This is a genomic window from Vibrio sp. J383, assembly GCF_023503985.1.
Classification (GTDB): domain Bacteria; phylum Pseudomonadota; class Gammaproteobacteria; order Enterobacterales; family Vibrionaceae; genus Vibrio; species Vibrio splendidus.
In genome coordinates this window covers 813,460-830,954 of sequence record NZ_CP097293.1, presented here as the reverse complement: position 1 = coordinate 830,954, position 17,495 = coordinate 813,460, and the positions used below count along the sequence as shown (strand labels likewise).

Annotated in this window: 17 protein-coding genes and 1 other annotated feature; of the genes, 7 read left to right on the top strand and 10 right to left on the bottom strand. The window is 43.9% G+C overall.

Going from position 1 to position 17,495, the window contains the following annotated elements; genetic code table 11:
• Positions 1 to 116 precede the first annotated feature (116 nt).
• The gene (gene brnQ, locus M4S28_RS03745) at positions 117 to 1,430 is read right to left on the bottom strand and encodes a branched-chain amino acid transport system II carrier protein (protein ID WP_249632332.1); all 1,314 of its coding nucleotides are present in this window, start codon (positions 1,428 to 1,430) and stop codon (positions 117 to 119) included.
• Between the two features lie 314 nt (positions 1,431 to 1,744).
• On the opposite strand from brnQ, the gene M4S28_RS03740 reads away from it, so the two are divergent.
• Positions 1,745 to 2,473: a tRNA1(Val) (adenine(37)-N6)-methyltransferase gene (locus tag M4S28_RS03740; protein WP_249632331.1), complete on the top strand. Its 729-nt coding sequence runs from the start codon at positions 1,745 to 1,747 to the stop codon at positions 2,471 to 2,473.
• 107 nt (positions 2,474 to 2,580) lie between these two features.
• Positions 2,581 to 3,846, top strand: a complete 1,266-nt coding sequence (gene srmB / locus M4S28_RS03735; protein ID WP_065605376.1) for an ATP-dependent RNA helicase SrmB — start codon at positions 2,581 to 2,583, stop codon at positions 3,844 to 3,846.
• A gap of 170 nt (positions 3,847 to 4,016) precedes the next feature.
• On the opposite strand, the gene yaaA is transcribed toward srmB, so the two are convergent.
• The gene (yaaA, locus tag M4S28_RS03730; RefSeq protein WP_017080261.1) at positions 4,017 to 4,793 is read right to left on the bottom strand and encodes a peroxide stress protein YaaA; all 777 of its coding nucleotides are present in this window, start codon (positions 4,791 to 4,793) and stop codon (positions 4,017 to 4,019) included.
• Between the two features lie 131 nt (positions 4,794 to 4,924).
• Between yaaA and M4S28_RS03725 the strand changes: the two genes are divergently transcribed.
• Entirely contained in the window at positions 4,925 to 5,068 is a 144-nt protein-coding gene (locus tag M4S28_RS03725; protein ID WP_249632330.1) for a hypothetical protein, read from the top strand.
• Between the two features lie 22 nt (positions 5,069 to 5,090).
• On the opposite strand, the gene M4S28_RS03720 is transcribed toward M4S28_RS03725, so the two are convergent.
• Positions 5,091 to 6,521: an alanine/glycine:cation symporter family protein gene (locus M4S28_RS03720; RefSeq protein WP_017084788.1), complete on the bottom strand. Its 1,431-nt coding sequence runs from the start codon at positions 6,519 to 6,521 to the stop codon at positions 5,091 to 5,093.
• 712 nt (positions 6,522 to 7,233) lie between these two features.
• Between M4S28_RS03720 and M4S28_RS03715 the strand changes: the two genes are divergently transcribed.
• On the top strand, positions 7,234 to 7,422 hold the full coding sequence (locus M4S28_RS03715; RefSeq protein WP_004735002.1) for a DUF3545 family protein: 189 nt from the start codon (positions 7,234 to 7,236) through the stop codon (positions 7,420 to 7,422).
• A gap of 150 nt (positions 7,423 to 7,572) precedes the next feature.
• Here M4S28_RS03715 and M4S28_RS03710 read toward each other — a convergent pair whose 3' ends face one another.
• The 3 genes from M4S28_RS03710 to nfo all read right to left on the bottom strand — a co-directional run bounded on the left by M4S28_RS03710 (position 7,573) and on the right by nfo (position 10,203).
• The gene (locus M4S28_RS03710) at positions 7,573 to 8,124 is read right to left on the bottom strand and encodes a hemerythrin domain-containing protein (protein ID WP_004735001.1); all 552 of its coding nucleotides are present in this window, start codon (positions 8,122 to 8,124) and stop codon (positions 7,573 to 7,575) included.
• Positions 8,125 to 8,210: 86 nt separating this feature from the next.
• Entirely contained in the window at positions 8,211 to 8,891 is a 681-nt protein-coding gene (gene ung, locus M4S28_RS03705; RefSeq protein ID WP_249632329.1) for a uracil-DNA glycosylase, read from the bottom strand.
• 403 nt (positions 8,892 to 9,294) lie between these two features.
• Positions 9,295 to 10,203 carry a deoxyribonuclease IV gene (gene nfo, locus M4S28_RS03700; protein WP_061024544.1) on the bottom strand — a complete coding sequence of 303 codons (909 nt, stop codon included), beginning with the start codon at positions 10,201 to 10,203 and terminating at the stop codon, positions 9,295 to 9,297.
• 326 nt (positions 10,204 to 10,529) lie between these two features.
• Here nfo and grcA point away from each other — a divergent pair, with 326 nt between their 5' ends.
• Positions 10,530 to 10,907 carry an autonomous glycyl radical cofactor GrcA gene (gene grcA / locus M4S28_RS03695; protein WP_004734998.1) on the top strand — a complete coding sequence of 126 codons (378 nt, stop codon included), beginning with the start codon at positions 10,530 to 10,532 and terminating at the stop codon, positions 10,905 to 10,907.
• Between the two features lie 78 nt (positions 10,908 to 10,985).
• Here the strand turns inward: grcA and thrC are convergent, their stop codons facing one another.
• Genes thrC through thrA form a run of 3 tightly spaced genes read right to left on the bottom strand, consistent with a single transcriptional unit; the run spans position 10,986 to position 15,699 of the window.
• Positions 10,986 to 12,269: a threonine synthase gene (thrC, locus tag M4S28_RS03690; protein ID WP_004734997.1), complete on the bottom strand. Its 1,284-nt coding sequence runs from the start codon at positions 12,267 to 12,269 to the stop codon at positions 10,986 to 10,988.
• Positions 12,266 to 13,222: a homoserine kinase gene (gene thrB / locus M4S28_RS03685; RefSeq protein ID WP_004734996.1), complete on the bottom strand. Its 957-nt coding sequence runs from the start codon at positions 13,220 to 13,222 to the stop codon at positions 12,266 to 12,268. The genes thrC and thrB overlap by 4 nt, the downstream gene beginning before the upstream one ends.
• Positions 13,223 to 13,239: 17 nt before the next feature.
• Positions 13,240 to 15,699 (bottom strand): bifunctional aspartate kinase/homoserine dehydrogenase I, encoded by a 2,460-nt coding sequence (gene thrA / locus M4S28_RS03680; protein ID WP_249632328.1) that lies wholly within the window; start codon positions 15,697 to 15,699, stop codon positions 13,240 to 13,242.
• Between the two features lie 29 nt (positions 15,700 to 15,728).
• Positions 15,729 to 15,847, bottom strand: a sequence feature (Thr leader region).
• A 316-nt stretch (positions 15,848 to 16,163) separates the two neighbouring features.
• Here thrA and M4S28_RS03675 point away from each other — a divergent pair.
• Positions 16,164 to 16,640 (top strand): DUF7840 domain-containing protein, encoded by a 477-nt coding sequence (locus M4S28_RS03675; protein ID WP_017077706.1) that lies wholly within the window; start codon positions 16,164 to 16,166, stop codon positions 16,638 to 16,640.
• A gap of 29 nt (positions 16,641 to 16,669) precedes the next feature.
• On the opposite strand, the gene M4S28_RS03670 is transcribed toward M4S28_RS03675, so the two are convergent.
• Positions 16,670 to 17,155 carry a putative 4-hydroxy-4-methyl-2-oxoglutarate aldolase gene (locus tag M4S28_RS03670; protein ID WP_004734993.1) on the bottom strand — a complete coding sequence of 162 codons (486 nt, stop codon included), beginning with the start codon at positions 17,153 to 17,155 and terminating at the stop codon, positions 16,670 to 16,672.
• A 47-nt stretch (positions 17,156 to 17,202) separates the two neighbouring features.
• Between M4S28_RS03670 and M4S28_RS26525 the strand changes: the two genes are divergently transcribed.
• Entirely contained in the window at positions 17,203 to 17,361 is a 159-nt protein-coding gene (locus tag M4S28_RS26525) for a hypothetical protein (RefSeq protein WP_004734992.1), read from the top strand.
• Positions 17,362 to 17,495 lie beyond the last annotated feature (134 nt).

Sequence of the window (17,495 nt, the reverse complement as noted above, 5' to 3'; positions counted from 1 at the left end):
AGCAGAAAGAACATTATCGATTAGATACAAAAAGGCCTCATTACTGCGAAGTAATGAGGCCTTTTCTATTCAATTTTTTATTGAATACAGACTAACGATTTAATCTCAACGGAAGATTAAGCCGTCTCTTCTGCCATCTCTTGTTCTGTTGATTTACCAACAAAGAACATGCAGATGATTGCTGCAGCAGTTGGAAGCAACCAACCCATACCGATCTCAAATAGTGGCAGCATCTTAAGTGCAGATACATCGATACCCGCTACTTTAGCGCCATCGATAAGAGCAAACAACAGAGACACTAATACCACCACACGGTAAGCCGCTTTTGGATTAGGGAAACGGCTACGCAAGAACGTCAGTGCGACTAGAGCGATAGCGACTGGGTACAGTGCAAACAGTACTGGAACAGACAGAGAAATCAGTTGAGAAAGGCCAACGTTCGCAACGGTTGCACAAGCTACACCGTTGATGATTACCCAAGTTTTATAAGACAGAGGCGTTAGCGAGCTGAAATAATCAGAACATGCGGATACAAGGCCAATCGCCGTTGTTAGACACGCCAGTAATACGATCACTGAAAGCACTAACTGACCTGATGGGCCAAACAGTGATTGAACGTAAAGGCTTAAGATAGCACCGCCATTGTCCGCACCCGCTGCGACTGTTGCGCTTGTTGCGCCCAAGAAGAACAGAGAGATGTAAACAAACGCTAGACCAGCCGCGGCAATACAACCTGCGCTGATAAGGTACTTAGTCGTCGCCGCACGATCAGTAATGCCTTTGCTGCGAATCGCATCAACAATCAGCATGCCAAACATCAAAGAAGCGAAAGTATCCATGGTGTTGTAACCTTCAAGGAAACCTTTGGTCAGTGGTTGAGTAATGTATTCACCATGTGCCGCAAGAACGTCACCCTGAGGGTTAACAAACACAGCAATTGCAAGTACAACCAAACCAACGAATAGTACAGGCGTCAGTACCTTACCAATGACGTCAATAAGTTTACCTTGCGACCATGAGAAGAACATCGCTACCACAAAGAATGCTATAGAAAAGAGCGTAAGGTGAGCTTGAGAGGCATCGATGAAGAACGGTTTCACCGCCATCTCATAAGCAACAAGGCCTGTACGCGGTGCAGCAAATGCAGGACCAATGATAATAAAGATCAGCACAGCCATAATGGTTGCTGCTCGCTTAGGAAGATCTTTAGTTAGGTGACCCCAAGAACCACCAGCCACTGCCACAGCAATAATAGTGATTAATGGCAGACCAACGGCAGTCAGCAAGAAACCAAACATAGCGGGAAGAAAGTGATCACCAGCCAATTGGCCAGCGAGAGGTGGGAAGATAATGTTACCCGCACCTAAGAAAAACGCAAAAAGCATAAAGCCCAATGCAGTTATATCTGTTAGTTTTAGACTCTGTTTCACAGATAATCCTTAATTATATTTATGAATTTATGTTGTGCTTACATGAATGTTACAGCTCAAGGCTGCCAATCAATCTTTAAAATAGTCGCGCATAATGACGAAACACTTAGCTAGCTGCAAGTCACCATAAAAAAACACCATATAAATTTGCATATGCGAACTAAAAGCAGTGGATTACACTGGATATGGAAAAATAGACATAATTATAAACTAACCATAAGTCACAACAATAGTTACCCAGCCAGAACATTGATCCATACAACTGGTTAACATTAGAGCTAATCACTTAAAATATCTCGATACTCAGAACATTAATGACAGACAAAACAATAGAAACCAAAAGCTTCAATTTTAAAAAATTCTCTATTTACGGTGGACAAAGCGGTATGCCAGTCAGCACCGATGGCGTGCTACTCGGAGCGTGGACTAACCTTGCTCCGAAATCATCGGTACTCGACATAGGGACAGGAACAGGGTTGCTGGCCTTGATGGCTGCGCAGCGTTTTGAGGATGCTTTAATCTCTGCGATAGATATTGATCAGCACGCGATTAACGCAGCTACAGTCAACATTGAACAGTCGCCTTGGCAAGATCGTATATGTCTTCATCATGGCAGCGTATTAACCACGGAGTTCTCGCAACGATTTGATGCAATCATCTGTAATCCGCCCTACTTCAACTCTGGTGAACAGGCGCAACAAAGCCAAAGAGCCACGGCCAGACACACCGATAGCTTGGAGCATCTTGAGCTTGCTCAGCGTTGTTTCGAGATCACGTCCGAAGCCGCTACCGCGAGCTTCATACTACCGACTCCAGAAGGAGAAGGTTTCATTAAGCTTGCCCAGCAATGTGGTTGGTATCTAGCAAAACGCCTTGATGTGAAAACAACAGACAAAAAAACAGCTAGCCGAATCTTGTTTGAGTTATCTAAAGATCCTGCTTGCGAGCAAGATTTGCATTGTGAATCGCTCACGATCCACAACAATAATGGTTATAGCGAGGCATTTATTGCACTTACTAAAGATTTTTATCTCAAGATGTAGCAAATACCATGTGATCCTAATCACTAATGCTTCTATAATGTCCGACTACTCTTTTTTATCGTCTGCTCTTTGAGGCAGAAACATTTATTGCTTGTGGAGAAACAACAGTGATCAGAACCTTTGCAGAACTCGATCTAAACCAAGAGCTGCTTAAAGCAATTGACGAAATGGGCTACGAACGCCCAACACAGGTACAAGCTGAAGCAATCCCGCAAGCGTTAGATGGAAGAGACGTTTTGGCTTCTGCGCCAACAGGTACTGGTAAAACAGCATCATTTGTATTGCCAGCACTGCAATACCTACTGGATTTCCCACGTAAGAAATCTGGCCCTGCACGTATGCTTATCCTAACGCCAACGCGTGAACTAGCAATGCAGATCACCGAACAAGCACGTGAGCTTGCTAAATACACCAGCCTGAACATCTTTACGATCACGGGCGGTGTGATGTACCAAGAGCACGCTGATATCTTAAGTACAACCCAAGATATCGTGGTAGCAACACCTGGTCGTTTAATGGAGTACATCGAAGGCGAGCGTTTTGACTGTCGTGCGATTGAATGGTTAGTTCTCGATGAAGCTGACCGTATGCTAGACATGGGCTTTGGTCCTGTTGTTGACCGTCTGTCTGCAGAATGTCGCTGGCGTAAACAAACTTTACTGTTCTCAGCAACACTAGAAGGTAAAGGTATTGAAGGCTTCACTGAAGATCTACTTAAAAACCCAGCGGAGATCGATGCTAAATCATCACTGCGTGAACGTAAGAAGATCACTCAATGGTATCACCGCGCCGATTCAGCTAAGCACAAGCTTAATATCCTAAAACATATCATCACAGAGCAAGCTGAACGCAGCATCATCTTCTTGAAGACGCGTGATCGCCTAGGTGAGCTACGAGCTCAACTAGAAAGTGCACAGATCCCGTGTGTATGGATCCAAGGTGAAATGCCTCAAGATCGTCGTAACAACGCGATTTCTCGTTTCCGCGATGGTTCTATCAACGTACTGCTAGCAACTGACGTCGCAGCTCGTGGTATCGATCTTCCTGATGTGAGCCACGTTATTAACTACGACATGCCGCGTACAGCAGATGTCTACCTTCACCGTATCGGCCGTACGGCTCGTGCAGGTAAGAAAGGTAACGCGGTTTCTATCATTGAAGCGCACGATCAGCTAATGATTGAACGTGTGGCTCGTTACACTGAAGATGCGATCAAAGAACGCTTCATCGAAGGCATGCGCCCAACGCATAAGAAAGCCGCGGTAACGAAGAAGAAGAAACCGAAGAAAGAAGACAAGAAAGCGGTCGCGAAGCAAAAAATTGCTAAGAAAAAGAAAATCGCTAAGAAAAAGAAAGCCGTTAAGAACAAGTAATCTAACCGCCTTTCAATGATTCAATAAAAAGCCCCATGCAGTTCTCTGCATGGGGCTTTTCTTTGTCTGGTTTATTATTGTCTGGCTAAATGACTAAGCCTCTAATTTTAATTACAGACTCAAACCGAGAGTAACTCATTAACCAAGAGTGACTAATTAACCAAGAGCTACTAGTTTTGCTCTTCACGCTTGAAGACGAGCTCTTTCGCGTTCGACTCTTCTTCAACGAAGTAGTAACCCGCCGTATCAAATTTGGTCAGCGCTTCAACGGAATCAATTTTGTTCTCAATGATGTAGCGAGCCATCATGCCACGCGCTTTTTTCGCGTAAAAACTGATCACCTTGTATTGGCCATTCTTACAGTCTTTAAAAACTGGCGTGATGATTTGACCATCAAGGCTCTTCGGCTTCACCGCTTTAAAGTATTCGTTCGATGCAAGGTTGATCAATACATTATCGCCTTGAGCATTCAACGCTTCATTCAGCTTATCAGTGATGATATTGCCCCAGAACTGGTACAAGTTAGTGCCACGCTCATTAGCTAAGCGTGTGCCCATCTCTAGGCGGTAAGGCTGCATCAGATCTAACGGCTTAAGCAAGCCATATAAGCCAGAAAGCATGCGCAGGTGATTCTGTGCGTAGTCAAAATCATCGTCCGACAGTGTTTCAGCATCTAGGCCAGTGTACACATCGCCCTTAAAGGCTAGGATTGCTTGGCGTGCGTTGTCTTGGGTAAAGGTCTCGCTCCACTGCTCAAAGCGCGCTACGTTCAGCCCAGCAATCTTATCGCTTACCTTCATCAATGCTGATACATCAGCAGGTGTCAGCTTACGACACACTTCAATAAGCTCTGCAGAGTGTTCAACAAACTCTGGCTGGCTGAAGCGCTCAGTCGCTAATGGTGATTCGTAATCTAATGTCTTGGCTGGAGAAACGACAACTAACATAACTTTACCCTAATCGGTTATCTAACTGGATGCAGCTAGAGTATAGAAAAAACATCAACTTGTCTTTATGACTCTTCCTATTACTTTGATAGACAGATCTAGCTATAAGTCGCTTACAAAGAAAAGGTCGCTTGCAAAGAAAAATCGTTAACAAAGAAAAGATCGCAGACAAAGCAAAAATCACTCACCAAGAAAAAATCGCAGACAGATATAAATCGCAGGCAAAGAAAAAGGCTAAGGTCGAAACCTTAGCCTTTCTAATGATTTTAGGATGAGTGATGAATCACTCCAACAAGATTACTTCTTCTTGTTGTTAACCCAAATACCATCTTCCAATTGAGCTTTAAGCTCTGGGAAATCATCCGCATCAAACGTGGGTACTTTACCCGCGTCTAATTGACGGTTGTAGTCTTTCGCTAGCTTAATCACGATGCCCGATAGCAAGATGATCGCTACCAAGTTCACAATCGCCATTAGACCCATCGATACGTCAGCCAGTGCCCATACCGTTGGCAGTGTCGCGAGAGAGCCGAACATAACCATACCCAGTACAACGATACGGAACAGCACTAGGCCTTTCTTGTTGTTGTGCTCTAGGAAGATAAGGTTCGTTTCAGCGTACGAGTAGTTTGCAATGATTGAAGTGAAAGCGAAGAAGAAAATCGCTACCGCTACAAAGATGCCACCCCATTCGCCCACTTGTGCCGTTAGTGCACGTTGCGTGAGTTCGATACCCGTCACTTCACCGTGTGGTACATACTCACCAGACATCAGGATGATTGCTACTGTTGCAGAACAGATAACAATTGTGTCCATGAACACACCTAGCATTTGCACATAACCTTGCGATGCTGGGTGTGGTGGGTAAGGCGTAGCAGAAGCTGCTGCGTTTGGCGCAGAACCCATACCCGCTTCGTTCGAGAACAAACCACGTTTGATGCCGTTAATCATCGCTTGTGCGATCGCGTAACCTAGGCCACCCGCTGCAGCTTCTTGCAGACCGAATGCACTCTTGAAGATAAGAGCCAGAACTTCAGGCACTTTCTCAATGTTCATTAGCATGACGTAGATAGCGATAGCTAAGTAAGCCAGTGCCATGATTGGAACAATGATTTCTGCAGTGCGGGCAATCTTACGGATACCACCGAAGATAACGAATGCAGAGATAATTACGATACCAACACCAACGTAGCCACGCTCAAAGTCGAATGCCGTGTTCATTGCACTTGCAATCGCGTTCGCTTGAACCGCGTTGAATACTAGACCAAATGCGATGATTAGGAAGATAGAGAATAGAACCCCCATCCAACGCATACCTAGGCCTTTCTCCATGTAGTATGCAGGGCCGCCACGGTAGTTACCGTCGTTATCACGCGTTTTGTATAGCTGTGCTAGTGTGCTTTCAGCAAATGATGTTGCCATACCTAGCATGGCGATTAGCCACATCCAGAAGATAGCACCAGGGCCACCGGCGGTTAGTGCCACAGCAACACCTGCCATGTTACCTGTACCTACACGAGCAGCAAGACTAGTACAAAGAGCTTGGAAAGAAGAGATACCAGCACTGTCTGCTTTACGGCTGTTTCTAAGAACAGAGAACATGTGGCCGAAATGGCGGAATTGAATGAAGCCTAGTCGTACAGTGAAGTAGATACCCACACCAACGAGTAAGTAAACTAAGATAGATCCCCAAAGGAGATCGTTCATCAAATTGATTAAGTCTGTCACGTGAACCTCGTAATTGAGTTTAAGCACCGATCTTGCTTCCGAGCCTTCCTCTAGATCACCTATGCCAGTGTCAATAGTTGTGTCGGCATTAGATTTATATTTATTTGTTGCGATCTAGATTGTAAATGTCGCTTCATGCATCCATTTTACGTATCAGTGTATTTTTTGACGGGCGGATAATGCAGCGAGATGGCCTAAAAATCAATATGCAAATACATTTATATTAAAATGACATTTCACTAATAACACACCTTTTGTTAACACAATTTTCAACAATACAGCCCAATAAAAGTCACATTATCGGGACATAATATCAACAACAACCAAGGCACCACCAAAACAAGAACGACATCCTATAAAGATGACGTCAGCCTAGGTTTTACAAGGTATAGTGAAGATCTGTATTTTTTTCTAGGGCAATGAGAACCCGCTACCGCACGGCGCAATACGCACTTAAATGCAGTGTAGTAAAAATACCATTCCATTCGCACAATGAATTAACATTCCATAACCCCTAATTTAATCGTTTACTTAGGTTTGTTTGCTTGTTTTTTGTACATAAAAATCCCCACAATGTGTGAGCATGCATAAGAAAACAGAACAAAACCTTCATAGATTTGAAACAAATGAGAAACAAATCAAGGTTATTGTGAACCTAAATATGATATTTAATGGTTCGTAAGAACGATTCCCACGGAAGGAGATATGGCTTATGGATAGCTTTCAATTCGATGAACTATCAGAACTAGAAATGCCTCGTGCAACTCAAAAAACTCGCTCGAAACCACTCAAGCGTAAATGGCGTGAAATCGAGGCAATCAACGATCGTAGACAGCTTGAGAAAGAGCTCAGAGAGATGAATCTCGGTCTCGATTTTAGCCTTGATGATATAAAGCTTTAATCTGCACGACAAGAAATCAGATAGCAAAAGGCACCTATGTAGGTGCCTTTTTTATTGTATGAAACCACTCTTCGATTTAGAGCACAATTTGAAAGCGAACGTCTTAATAGAGAGCGCCTAATAATAGCAGCGTTTCAATACGACAACGGGCTAAACGCACTCTTGCTCATTCTGTCGAACACGAGCCGCAAGTTGGCGGTACTGATCGGCAATTGTCTCTCCAAAGACAGGGTCGTCTTCCGGTTGAAGCCATTGAGACTCTACTTCTTGCCAATCTTTGACCGTGAATGCCTTCACAATCATCGGTAACACATGCTTCTCTTCATATTCCATGTGCTTTCGTTGAGCTTTAACAAAGGCTTCAAGCTGCTCAATAAAGACTTGCTGAGGAACAACCGCATCTTGGAGGATCATATCGACCACACCTAAAAAATCCGCGGTTTTCTCAGAAAGCAATTGATGTTCCAGCTCCAAGTCTTCAATCATTTGATCGCTGCCATATTGCTTGAGGTAGTAACGATAAATAACGTCTTCTTTAGGGTGATGCACCTTATCTGAATGGTTCATGAGATAATGAACCACCTCTGCGATCAAGCTATAGTTTATTTCTCGCTCTTGTTTTAGATGCTCTAACTTATTGTTGAGTATCGCGAGCAAACGAGCCATATAGCCATGCTCTCGTCTTATCCTTTCAATCATCATAGTATTGCACTCCATTACACCTACTATTTACAAGTGTATACGAAGATGCTCATTTATGATTTGACCCTGCTCAGAAAACCACCAACCTACAGTGCCAGTGGTAATGTCCAATCGATAGGCTGTTGATTAATAGAAGAGAGTAGTTCGTTGGTCATCGAGAAATGCTGACAACCGAAGAAACCACGGCGTGCTGATAATGGCGATGGATGAGGTGCAACCAACACATGATGTTTGTCTGCATCAATGGCTTGGCCTTTCTTCTGGGCATGCGCGCCCCACAGTAAGAAGATGATCGGCTCAGAACGCTGATTCAGCTCAGCAATGATGGTATCGGTAAAGGTTTCCCAACCACACTTGGCATGTGAGTGTGCTTTTGCCTCTTCTACTGTCAGTACCGTATTCAACATTAACACCCCTTGAGATGCCCAAGTGTCGAGGTAACCATGACTCGGGATCTCAAAGCCGTCTATATCTTGTGCGAGTTCTTTGTACATATTACGTAGAGACGGTGGAATTTTAACGCCAGGTAGCACAGAGAATGCTAAACCGTGAGCTTGCTTAGCGCCGTGATAAGGGTCTTGCCCAAGGATAACCACGCGTACAGACTCAAAAGGCGTCATATCGAAAGCACTGAACACTTGCTCTTGAGGAGGGTAGACGGTTTTTCCACTATTACGTTGCTGTTCGACAAAAGCGAGAACACTCTGAAAGTACTCTTTGTCACGTTCATCATTAATAATGGATTCCCAACTCTTTGGTGCGCTCATCGTTTTACTTCCCAATCATCAAGGTTTCTAGGGGCTTTCACCAGACAAAAAAATAGCTGTATCGGCTAACTGTCCTAAATAAGGCTCTAGTTATACCTCATACAGCTATCAATAAACATGATGTGTAGGGTTCACTTGTTGATGAATCATAATAATCAGTTCAAGTTGTGTTTATCTCGATTAACCACTTTTCTGCTGTGTACGATGGTGGCCATGACTATGCACGTGACGGTTTGGTGTTGGTAAACGGCTGGCGACAGCAACAGTTGAAATTGAAGTTTGGGTGATTGAATACATAAAGGCACCTCCTCTAAGACATCGTGAACTACATATTCACTTTAATACTATGAAAGAAAGGTGCCAATTATTAGAAATAGACGGAAATAAATCTCCCCCTCTATTATTACGCTTCTTCGCTCGCTAGCGTTGCTGAGCGATGGAACATTCTAAGTTGTTGAATTTCCTCTTTCCAGATCGTCGAATCAATGGTTTCCAAGATAAGAGGAATACCATTAAAGCGAGAATCCGAGGCAATATACTCAAAACAATCCCAGCCAATTTCGCCTTTTCCTAAAGAATGATGTCGATCGACTCGGCTCGCAAACTCAGCTTTTGAATCATTGATGTGCATTGCTCTTAGATAGTGCATACCCACAATGCGCTCGAACTCAGCAAAAGTATGCTCACACGCTTCTTTTGTTCGTAAGTCATAACCGGCCGTAAACGTATGGCAAGTATCTAAACACACACCGACACGCGACTTATCTTCTACTTGGTCGATGATCTCTGCTAGGTGCTCAAATCTCCAACCCAGATTAGTCCCCTGCCCTGAGGTATTCTCAATCACTGCAATTACATCAGGCACCGCTTGGTGAGCCAAGTTGATCGATTCAGCGATCTTGGCCAAACATTCGCTTTCTGAGATTTTCTTCAAATGACTCCCAGGATGAAAATTCAAAAGCGTGAGTCCAAGTTGATTACAACGCTCCATTTCATCAATAAAAGCCGCACGTGATTTCTCTAGCTTCTCTTCTTCTGGTGCTCCTAGGTTAATAAGGTAGGAGTCATGAGGAAGAATATTCTCAGCACTAAAGCCCAACATCTTACAGTTGGCTTTAAACGCACTAATGGTTTTCGCTTCCAGCGGCTTTGCTGCCCACTGTCTTTGGTTTTTGGTAAACAGCGCAAAAGCATTGGCACCGATCTCTCTTGCGCGCATTGGCGCCTGATCAACACCACCAGCAGCAGACACATGAGCACCAATAAACTTAATATTGGTTTGAGGTTTTGAGGATGAATTATTGTTTGTCATTAAATCACTTTACACTTTCAGAATGCTTAATAAATAAAGGGTCGTATCGTTTGTAGTTCAATAAAAACACAACAAATGTAGTAAACTTACAACAAATAAGACTGTTAAATATTTTTTATACTTTAAAATATTTTGTAATTACTTTGTTTTCAAAGGTTTTATTGATTTACCTCAATATAATCACCTTTGTAAAAATATGGTTTTTGGTTGTTTTTTGACTTAAATCAATGTTAACCTTACAGATATTAGGTATATATTACCCAGCTCAACAAAAATCGAAAGTTAACACCATAATCAAACCACATTCAGTGGACTAGGAGATAGTTATGATCCAAGGTATTCAAATTACTAAAGCAGCAAACGATGACCTACTAAACTCAATCTGGCTACTAGACAACGAAAAGAATGAAGCTCGTTGTGTTGTTGCTACTGCAGGTTTCGAAGCTGACCAAGTTATCTCAGCTGCAGACCTAGGCGACTACGAAAGCCGTGAAGTTGCAATCGAAGCAGCACCACGCATCGAAGGCGGTCAACACCTAAACGTTAACGTTCTTAAGCGTGAAACGTTAGAAGATGCAGTTGCTAACCCAGAGAACTACCCACAGCTAACTATCCGTGTATCGGGTTACGCTGTACGTTTCAACTCTCTAACGACTGAACAACAACGTGACGTTATCGCACGTACGTTCACTGAGTCTCTATAATTTTTAGAGCTTGAATTAGAATACAAAAACGGCGCTCATTGAGCGCCGTTTTTATTTGTTCAACAATACAGATGTACGTTACGGTTGAACTCGACGAAGCACTACTTTTAGCGCTTCAAAATCATTATCAAGATCTTCAGATAACAACTCCATCGCCGCGTGTTTTGCTAGCGGGCCTGGCAGTTCAATATCCGTACCTAAAATATCATCAACCACTTCTTTGAATTTCGCTGGGTGTGCAGTACACAAGAACAGACCAGTTTCGTTCTCTTGCAGTTGCTCTTCCAGTAGACGGTAAGCAATCGCACCATGTGGTTCACATAGGTAACCCTGTGCTTTTAGGTCACGTACTGACTCAGCACTCTGCTCATCAGATACCTTACCTTTGCCTAGTGTATCTAAGCCCCAACCTTTCAGTTGGCAAAGCTCTTCGATACGAGGCCAGTTGTTTGGTTGGCTCACGTCCATCGCGTTTGATGTTGTTGCTACCGTTGGCTTTGGATCCCATTGTCCTGTTTCTAGGTAACGAGGAACCGTGTCATTTTCATTGGTTGCTGCGATGAAACGTTTCACAGGTAGACCTAGTGCTTTAGCGAGTAGACCTGCTGTAAGGTTACCAAAATTACCACTTGGTACAGAAATAACTAGGTTTTCACGTTGCTCTTTAGTCAGCTGAGAAGCCGCCTCAAAGTAGTAACAGATCTGAGCCATTAAACGGCTGATGTTGATAGAGTTTGCCGAGTTAAGACCGATCTCTTTACGCAGCTCAGCATCGTCAAATGCATCTTTCACTAGCGCCTGACACGCATCAAAGTCGCCATCGATCGCCACAGTATGGATGTTCTTACCTAGCGTACAAAACAGCTTCTCTTGCAGTGGGCTGATCTTGCCTTTCGGGTAAAGGATCACAACATTGATGTCTTCCATACCGTAGAAAGCGTGCGCAACCGCCGCACCAGTATCACCTGATGTTGCCGTTAAAATAGTGATTTGACCACCATCTGAAACCGCGGCTAAAGATTGAGCCATAAAGCGGCCACCAAAATCTTTAAACGCGAGTGTTGGGCCGTGGAAAAGCTCAAGTGCGTAAACACCATCTTTTACTTGCTTGATAGGTGCAGGGAACTGGAACGCCGCATCTACCAATTGAGCAACCTGTTCTTTTGGTAGCTCATCGCCGATTAAAGCAGAGAGAATCTTTGAACTACGAGGGACAAAGTCCTCTGCTAGCAGCGCATCGATGTCATCAAACTTTGGTAGTTCAGATGGGAAAAATAGACCTTGATTGCGGCCTAGACCTTGACGAACGGCTTGGCCAAAAGAGACTTGCTCGTCATTTTCTTTGATGTTGTACAGCTTCATAACTCACTTCCTGTAACGATCGAACCTTGCTTATCTAAGCGACAAACGTGGACGAATCCTTCTTCGTTTTGTACATAATTTTGTTCTAACCAGCGTGCAACACGCTCGGCGACATCTTGTTCTTTGCAAATGCTAAATAGAGTTGGGCCACTACCGGAGATCCCAGTAGCAAGCGCTCCAGCTGAGGTTGCGTATTTACGCGCATCAGCAAACCCTGGAAGCAGTTTCTCACGATATGGTTCAGCAATCACGTCTTTGATCATCTTAGCGGCTAGCTCTGGCTGACCAGAGTGGCAAGCATGGATGAAACCCGCTAAATGGCGACCATGAGCAATGACATCCTGGCGACGATATTGAGAAGGTAGAATCTCTCGCGCTTCGGCCGTTGAAACCTTAATGCCCGGATACGCCATTACCCAGTACCAGTCATCAAAACACGGTACTTCTTGACTAATGATACCTAGCTCTTCCAGCATTAATTGCACACCACCAAGGTAACAGGGTGCAACGTTATCGTAGTGGATACCGCCTGAAATTTTACCTTCCATTTCACCCATCAGAGCAAGCAATTCAGTTTCATTCAGTGGCTGACCATGAAAACGGTTTAAAGCGTCCAGTGCCGCGACAATTGAACAGGCACTTGAACCTAAACCAGAACCAATAGGCATGTTCTTTTCTAGTGTCATTTCCAAAGGCTTAACCGCAACGCCTTTTTTATCAAGCTCTCGAGAGAACACAACCCAGCAGTCGTAGACAATGTTTTCTTTGGTTTCAGTTGGCAGCTTAGAAACAAAACTGCCTGCTGTTTTTAGTGAGAATGATTCATCACCTGCTTTAACCATAACTCGGTCACCGAGCAGCGTGCCATCCACTGGAGACACAGCTGCCCCCAGCACATCAAACCCTACACTGACATTGCCGATTGATGCAGGCGCATAAACAACAACATCCATATCACTTGAACTCATTCCTAAACTCCTAATTTCCAACCAAGAGTACGCATCACATCAGAGAATACGCCTGCTGCTGTAACTTCAGTACCCGCACCGTAACCACGCAATACTAGAGGGATCGGTTGGTAGTAACGGCTGTAGAATGCTAATGCGTTCTCGCCATCTTTAATCTTGAACATTGGGTCGTCGCCATCAACAGCTGCGATACGAACTTTACACTTACCATCGGCGATTTCACCAACATAACGAAGTACTTTGCCTTCTATTGCTGCGATCGCTGACTGTTCTTGGAAGTAAGCATCCGCTTCTGGCAAGCGAGCCATAAACTCTTCAACCGTGCCTGAATCATCAAAACCCGGTGGCAATGCTTGGTCAACTTCAACATCTTCAAGCTCAAGTGCCATACCCGCTTCACGAGCAAGAATAAGCAGCTTACGCGCAACGTCCATACCAGACAGATCATCACGAGGATCCGGTTCAGTAAAGCCGTTATCTTTTGCAATATTGGTTGCTTGGCTCAGTGTCATACCTTCATCAAGCTTACCGAAGATGTAAGACAGTGAACCAGAAAGAATGCCGTTGAATTTCTCAAGTTCATCACCCGCAGAAATTAGGTTCTGTAGGTTTTCGATGACCGGTAGACCTGCGCCTACTGTTGTCTCGTACATCAACTTACGACGTGAATTACGTGCAACTTCACGAAGCTGATGGTAGTAAGCCATGCTCGCTGTATTTGCTTTCTTATTTGGTGTTACCACGTGGAAACCAGCCGCTAGGAAATCAGCGTATTGCGCCGCAATGCCTTCGCTAGACGTACAGTCAACCAATACTGGATTGATAATGTGGTTACGTTGAACAAGTGCATTTAAGCGCGCTAAGCTAAACTCTTCTGTCGCGCTCGACATGCGATCACGCCACTGCTCTAGCGGTAGACCATCGCTATCTAGCAACAAGCCTTTGCTGTTTGCTAAACCACATACGCGAATCACGATGCCTTTTTCAGCCAGTTTGCCTTGTTGACGTTGGATCTGGTCAACAAGCTCACCACCAACACCACCAACACCAACAACGAATACGTCAAGGAAGTGCTTAGAGTTGAATAGGTTTTCGTGACACGCTTTGATCGCTTCAGAGATTTTGTCTTCAGGGATAACCGCAGAGATCGCACGTTCAGAAGAACCTTGCGCGATAGCAACGATGTTGACGTTCACTTCAGCTAAAGAAGAGAAGAACTGAGAAGCAACGCCACGTGATGTACGCATACCGTCACCCACTAGCGTAACAATCGCGACATCGTCCATGAACTCAACAGGCTCTAATAGGCCATCTTTAAGTTCAAGTTCAAACGCGTCTGACAACACTTGTTTCGCTTTCACTTTGTCAGCTGATTCAATACAGAAGCTGATGCTGTACTCAGAAGAAGATTGAGTAATAAGGACAATAGAAACGCCGGCAGAAGACATCGCGCCGAATACACGACTCGCCATGCCTACCATACCCTTCATACCTGGGCCTGATACGTTAACCATCGTTAGGTCACTTAGCGTAGTGATGCCTTTGATTGCTAGGTTATCTTCGCCAGTGTCTTGGCCGATCAAAGTACCTGCACCCTGTGGGTTGAAGCTGTTTTTGATTAGGCAAGGAATATGGAATTGCGCGATCGGAGCGATAGTTTTCGGATGTAAAACCGAAGCGCCGAAGTAAGAAAGCTCCATCGCTTCTTGATAGCTTAGCGATTTAAGAAGACGAGCATCATCCACTAAACGCGGGTCACAGTTGTAAACACCATCGACATCTGTCCAGATCTCACAACAATCAGCGCGTAGACATGCCGCGAGTACCGCTGCTGAATAATCAGAGCCATTGCGACCAAGCGTTACTAACTCACCTTTTTCATTACCAGCCGTAAAGCCCGGCATGATGTTCACGTGACCTTGTGGAAGCGGTGATTGACGGAAGTTCTGAGTTGAAACATCCACATCGACCATCGCTTCAAGGTGGTCACCTTTAGCGTATAGGTATTGAACTGGGTCAATCAGGCTTGCCGGTTGGCCTTTCGCTTCAAGTACCGCTTTCATCAACTGGATTGAAATTCGCTCACCTTTACTGATGATGCGAGCATTTACGTGATTTGGGCACATACCCAGTAGGTTAATACCATTCACGAACTGCTTAAGTTGAGCAAGAGAGGTATCGACCTGCTCTTGAAATGCAGAGCCATCGACTGACGGCAATACAGCTTGAATCTCTGCAAACAATGCTGCGAATGATGATTCGATCTCGGTGATCTGTACGTCTGCTTCACCATTTTTTAGTGCTGCTTCAATAACAGCGACCAACTTATTGGTTGTTTTTCCTGGAGCCGATAGTACAACGGCTAGCTCTTCTTGCTGGGCATTATTAGCGATGATATCAGCCGCTCGTAAAAAACGATCTGCATCAGCTAATGATGAACCTCCAAACTTTAAAACGCGCATCCTTTTCTCCATAAGTCATAAAAATGGTACAAAAAAAGGCCTGTATCTTGTTGGATACAGGCCTTTTTTTTAAAATCCGTTACTTAGCAGCCTGCCCCAACAATGTGAATGTCGGTAATAATAATGGTGGTGGTCATTACTAGGTGGCTTAAGTGCTGCATATCAAATTCTCTGCTTGTGCTTTACTCTACGTGTATCAATTTTTACCACTAGACGTCAATGAAAAGTTGCGTTTTTTTTACATTCGCATCATTTTTCAGAGCAAACCGCCATTTCAGGGATAAAACAGCGGCTATAAGCCTACAATTCAAAGGTTGGGTTTGATATCAGAACAACAAAGTTAACCCATTGCATATATAGCCATAACAAAATGCTATATCGATTGTGCAGCGAACGTACAGATCTTGTGCTTTAATTGAACGATAACGTTCGAAGAACAATAATAATGACATCAGGAGTGGGAAGTGAAGAGATTACTTATTCTTTTAGCCTTTGCTATGCCTGTTGTTTGTTCAGCGAACAGCCTACCTCTGTTAAACAATTTGCCTTTGCTACCCAGTCAAATCGATCGTTCTGCCCATAAGTTTTTTATCTCCACACAAAATGCATCAAGTGAAAGCTTTGACACTTGGAAAGTCGATAGTGGCTATTCTTACAGTCTGTTTGCCGATGTAGATCTTTATGTCGGTACACGTATTAATAGTGATTCACTAAAATATGAGAGTGGATTCTTGAGTGGTGTCAGCTATCAATTCTCAGAGAGAGTCTCTTTCAACAGTTCTCTGCACACTTATAAAGATGAAACCGAGGACAGTGAAAAGTCGGTCGCCGCTGAGGTTTCAAGCCGAGTACAACTGACCGACAATCTAGATTTGCATGCCACCCTTGATTATGAAGAGTGGCAGCAAGGTGTTGAAGTGGGATTAGGATTTCGTTTCTAATCTATCTCACTTCTTGATTGTTAAGCCCGTTAAGATTCAATCAACAATTCCGTTGAAATTAACACACCATTCCAATCAGCATATATATAGTCACCAGGCTGAATCAGTTGATTGTGTACCGTGAGCGTGACATTAACTTGCCCAACACCGTGCTTCTCGGTTTTAAATGGTGATGCCCCAAGCGCTTGAATACCAAGATCCATCTGCGCCATCATCGCTACATCACGAACCGCACCATTCACAATGACGCCTTCCCAACCGTTTTCTATAGCTAGAATCGCCAATTGATCACCAAGCAGTGCTTTCTGACACGAACCATTACCGTCTACGACGAGCACTTTGCCACTGCCGTCAGTCTCTAAAACCTCGCGAACCTTGGAATTATCGTGATAACAACGAACTGTTACAATTTTTCCCCAGAACGCGCCACGTTGACCGAAGTTCTGCAATGGCATGTTCAGTTGGGTGACTTTGCTTTCAAACTCGTCACACAAATCAGGTGTTATATCGTGCATATATCCTCCGTGAGTAAGGCGTTGCCGTCTAATGCGGGTGTGCCTCTATGCTTTTATATGTTGTTAGAATTAATCCTTTGTTTTCATTGTTCTATGCTCAATTTAATATTGAATTAGAGTTGATTGCGCATATTTATCTACTAGACTCTAAGGACAGCTTTCAGCTTCCTTGGTTCAAAATCTGGTCTTTAGCAAGCGAGATGTGAGAACTATCTCGAATAATCATTCTAGTTTTGCTGCTAAATAATCACCATAACATTGGTTAAGTTGTAGCCATACTATTAAAGTTTGTTGCGATACGGCAATTGATGTAAATCAACAAAGTGAATGGAATTAACAT

Excerpts from the sequence above, each read along its gene's own strand:
- M4S28_RS03740 (WP_249632331.1), top strand. The coding sequence starts at position 1,745 with ATGACAGACAAAACAATAGAAACCAAAAGCTTCAATTTTAAAAAATTC.
- yaaA (WP_017080261.1), bottom strand. The coding sequence starts at position 4,793 with ATGTTAGTTGTCGTTTCTCCAGCCAAGACATTAGATTACGAATCACCA.
- M4S28_RS03715 (WP_004735002.1), top strand. The coding sequence starts at position 7,234 with ATGGATAGCTTTCAATTCGATGAACTATCAGAACTAGAAATGCCTCGT.
- M4S28_RS03710 (WP_004735001.1), bottom strand. The coding sequence starts at position 8,124 with ATGATGATTGAAAGGATAAGACGAGAGCATGGCTATATGGCTCGTTTG.
- ung (WP_249632329.1), bottom strand. The coding sequence starts at position 8,891 with ATGAGCGCACCAAAGAGTTGGGAATCCATTATTAATGATGAACGTGAC.
- nfo (WP_061024544.1), bottom strand. The coding sequence starts at position 10,203 with ATGACAAACAATAATTCATCCTCAAAACCTCAAACCAATATTAAGTTT.
- grcA (WP_004734998.1), top strand. The coding sequence starts at position 10,530 with ATGATCCAAGGTATTCAAATTACTAAAGCAGCAAACGATGACCTACTA.
- thrC (WP_004734997.1), bottom strand. The coding sequence starts at position 12,269 with ATGAAGCTGTACAACATCAAAGAAAATGACGAGCAAGTCTCTTTTGGC.
- thrB (WP_004734996.1), bottom strand. The coding sequence starts at position 13,222 with ATGGATGTTGTTGTTTATGCGCCTGCATCAATCGGCAATGTCAGTGTA.
- thrA (WP_249632328.1), bottom strand. The coding sequence starts at position 15,699 with ATGCGCGTTTTAAAGTTTGGAGGTTCATCATTAGCTGATGCAGATCGT.
- M4S28_RS03670 (WP_004734993.1), bottom strand. The coding sequence starts at position 17,155 with ATGCACGATATAACACCTGATTTGTGTGACGAGTTTGAAAGCAAAGTC.
- M4S28_RS26525 (WP_004734992.1), top strand. The coding sequence starts at position 17,203 with ATGCTTTTATATGTTGTTAGAATTAATCCTTTGTTTTCATTGTTCTAT.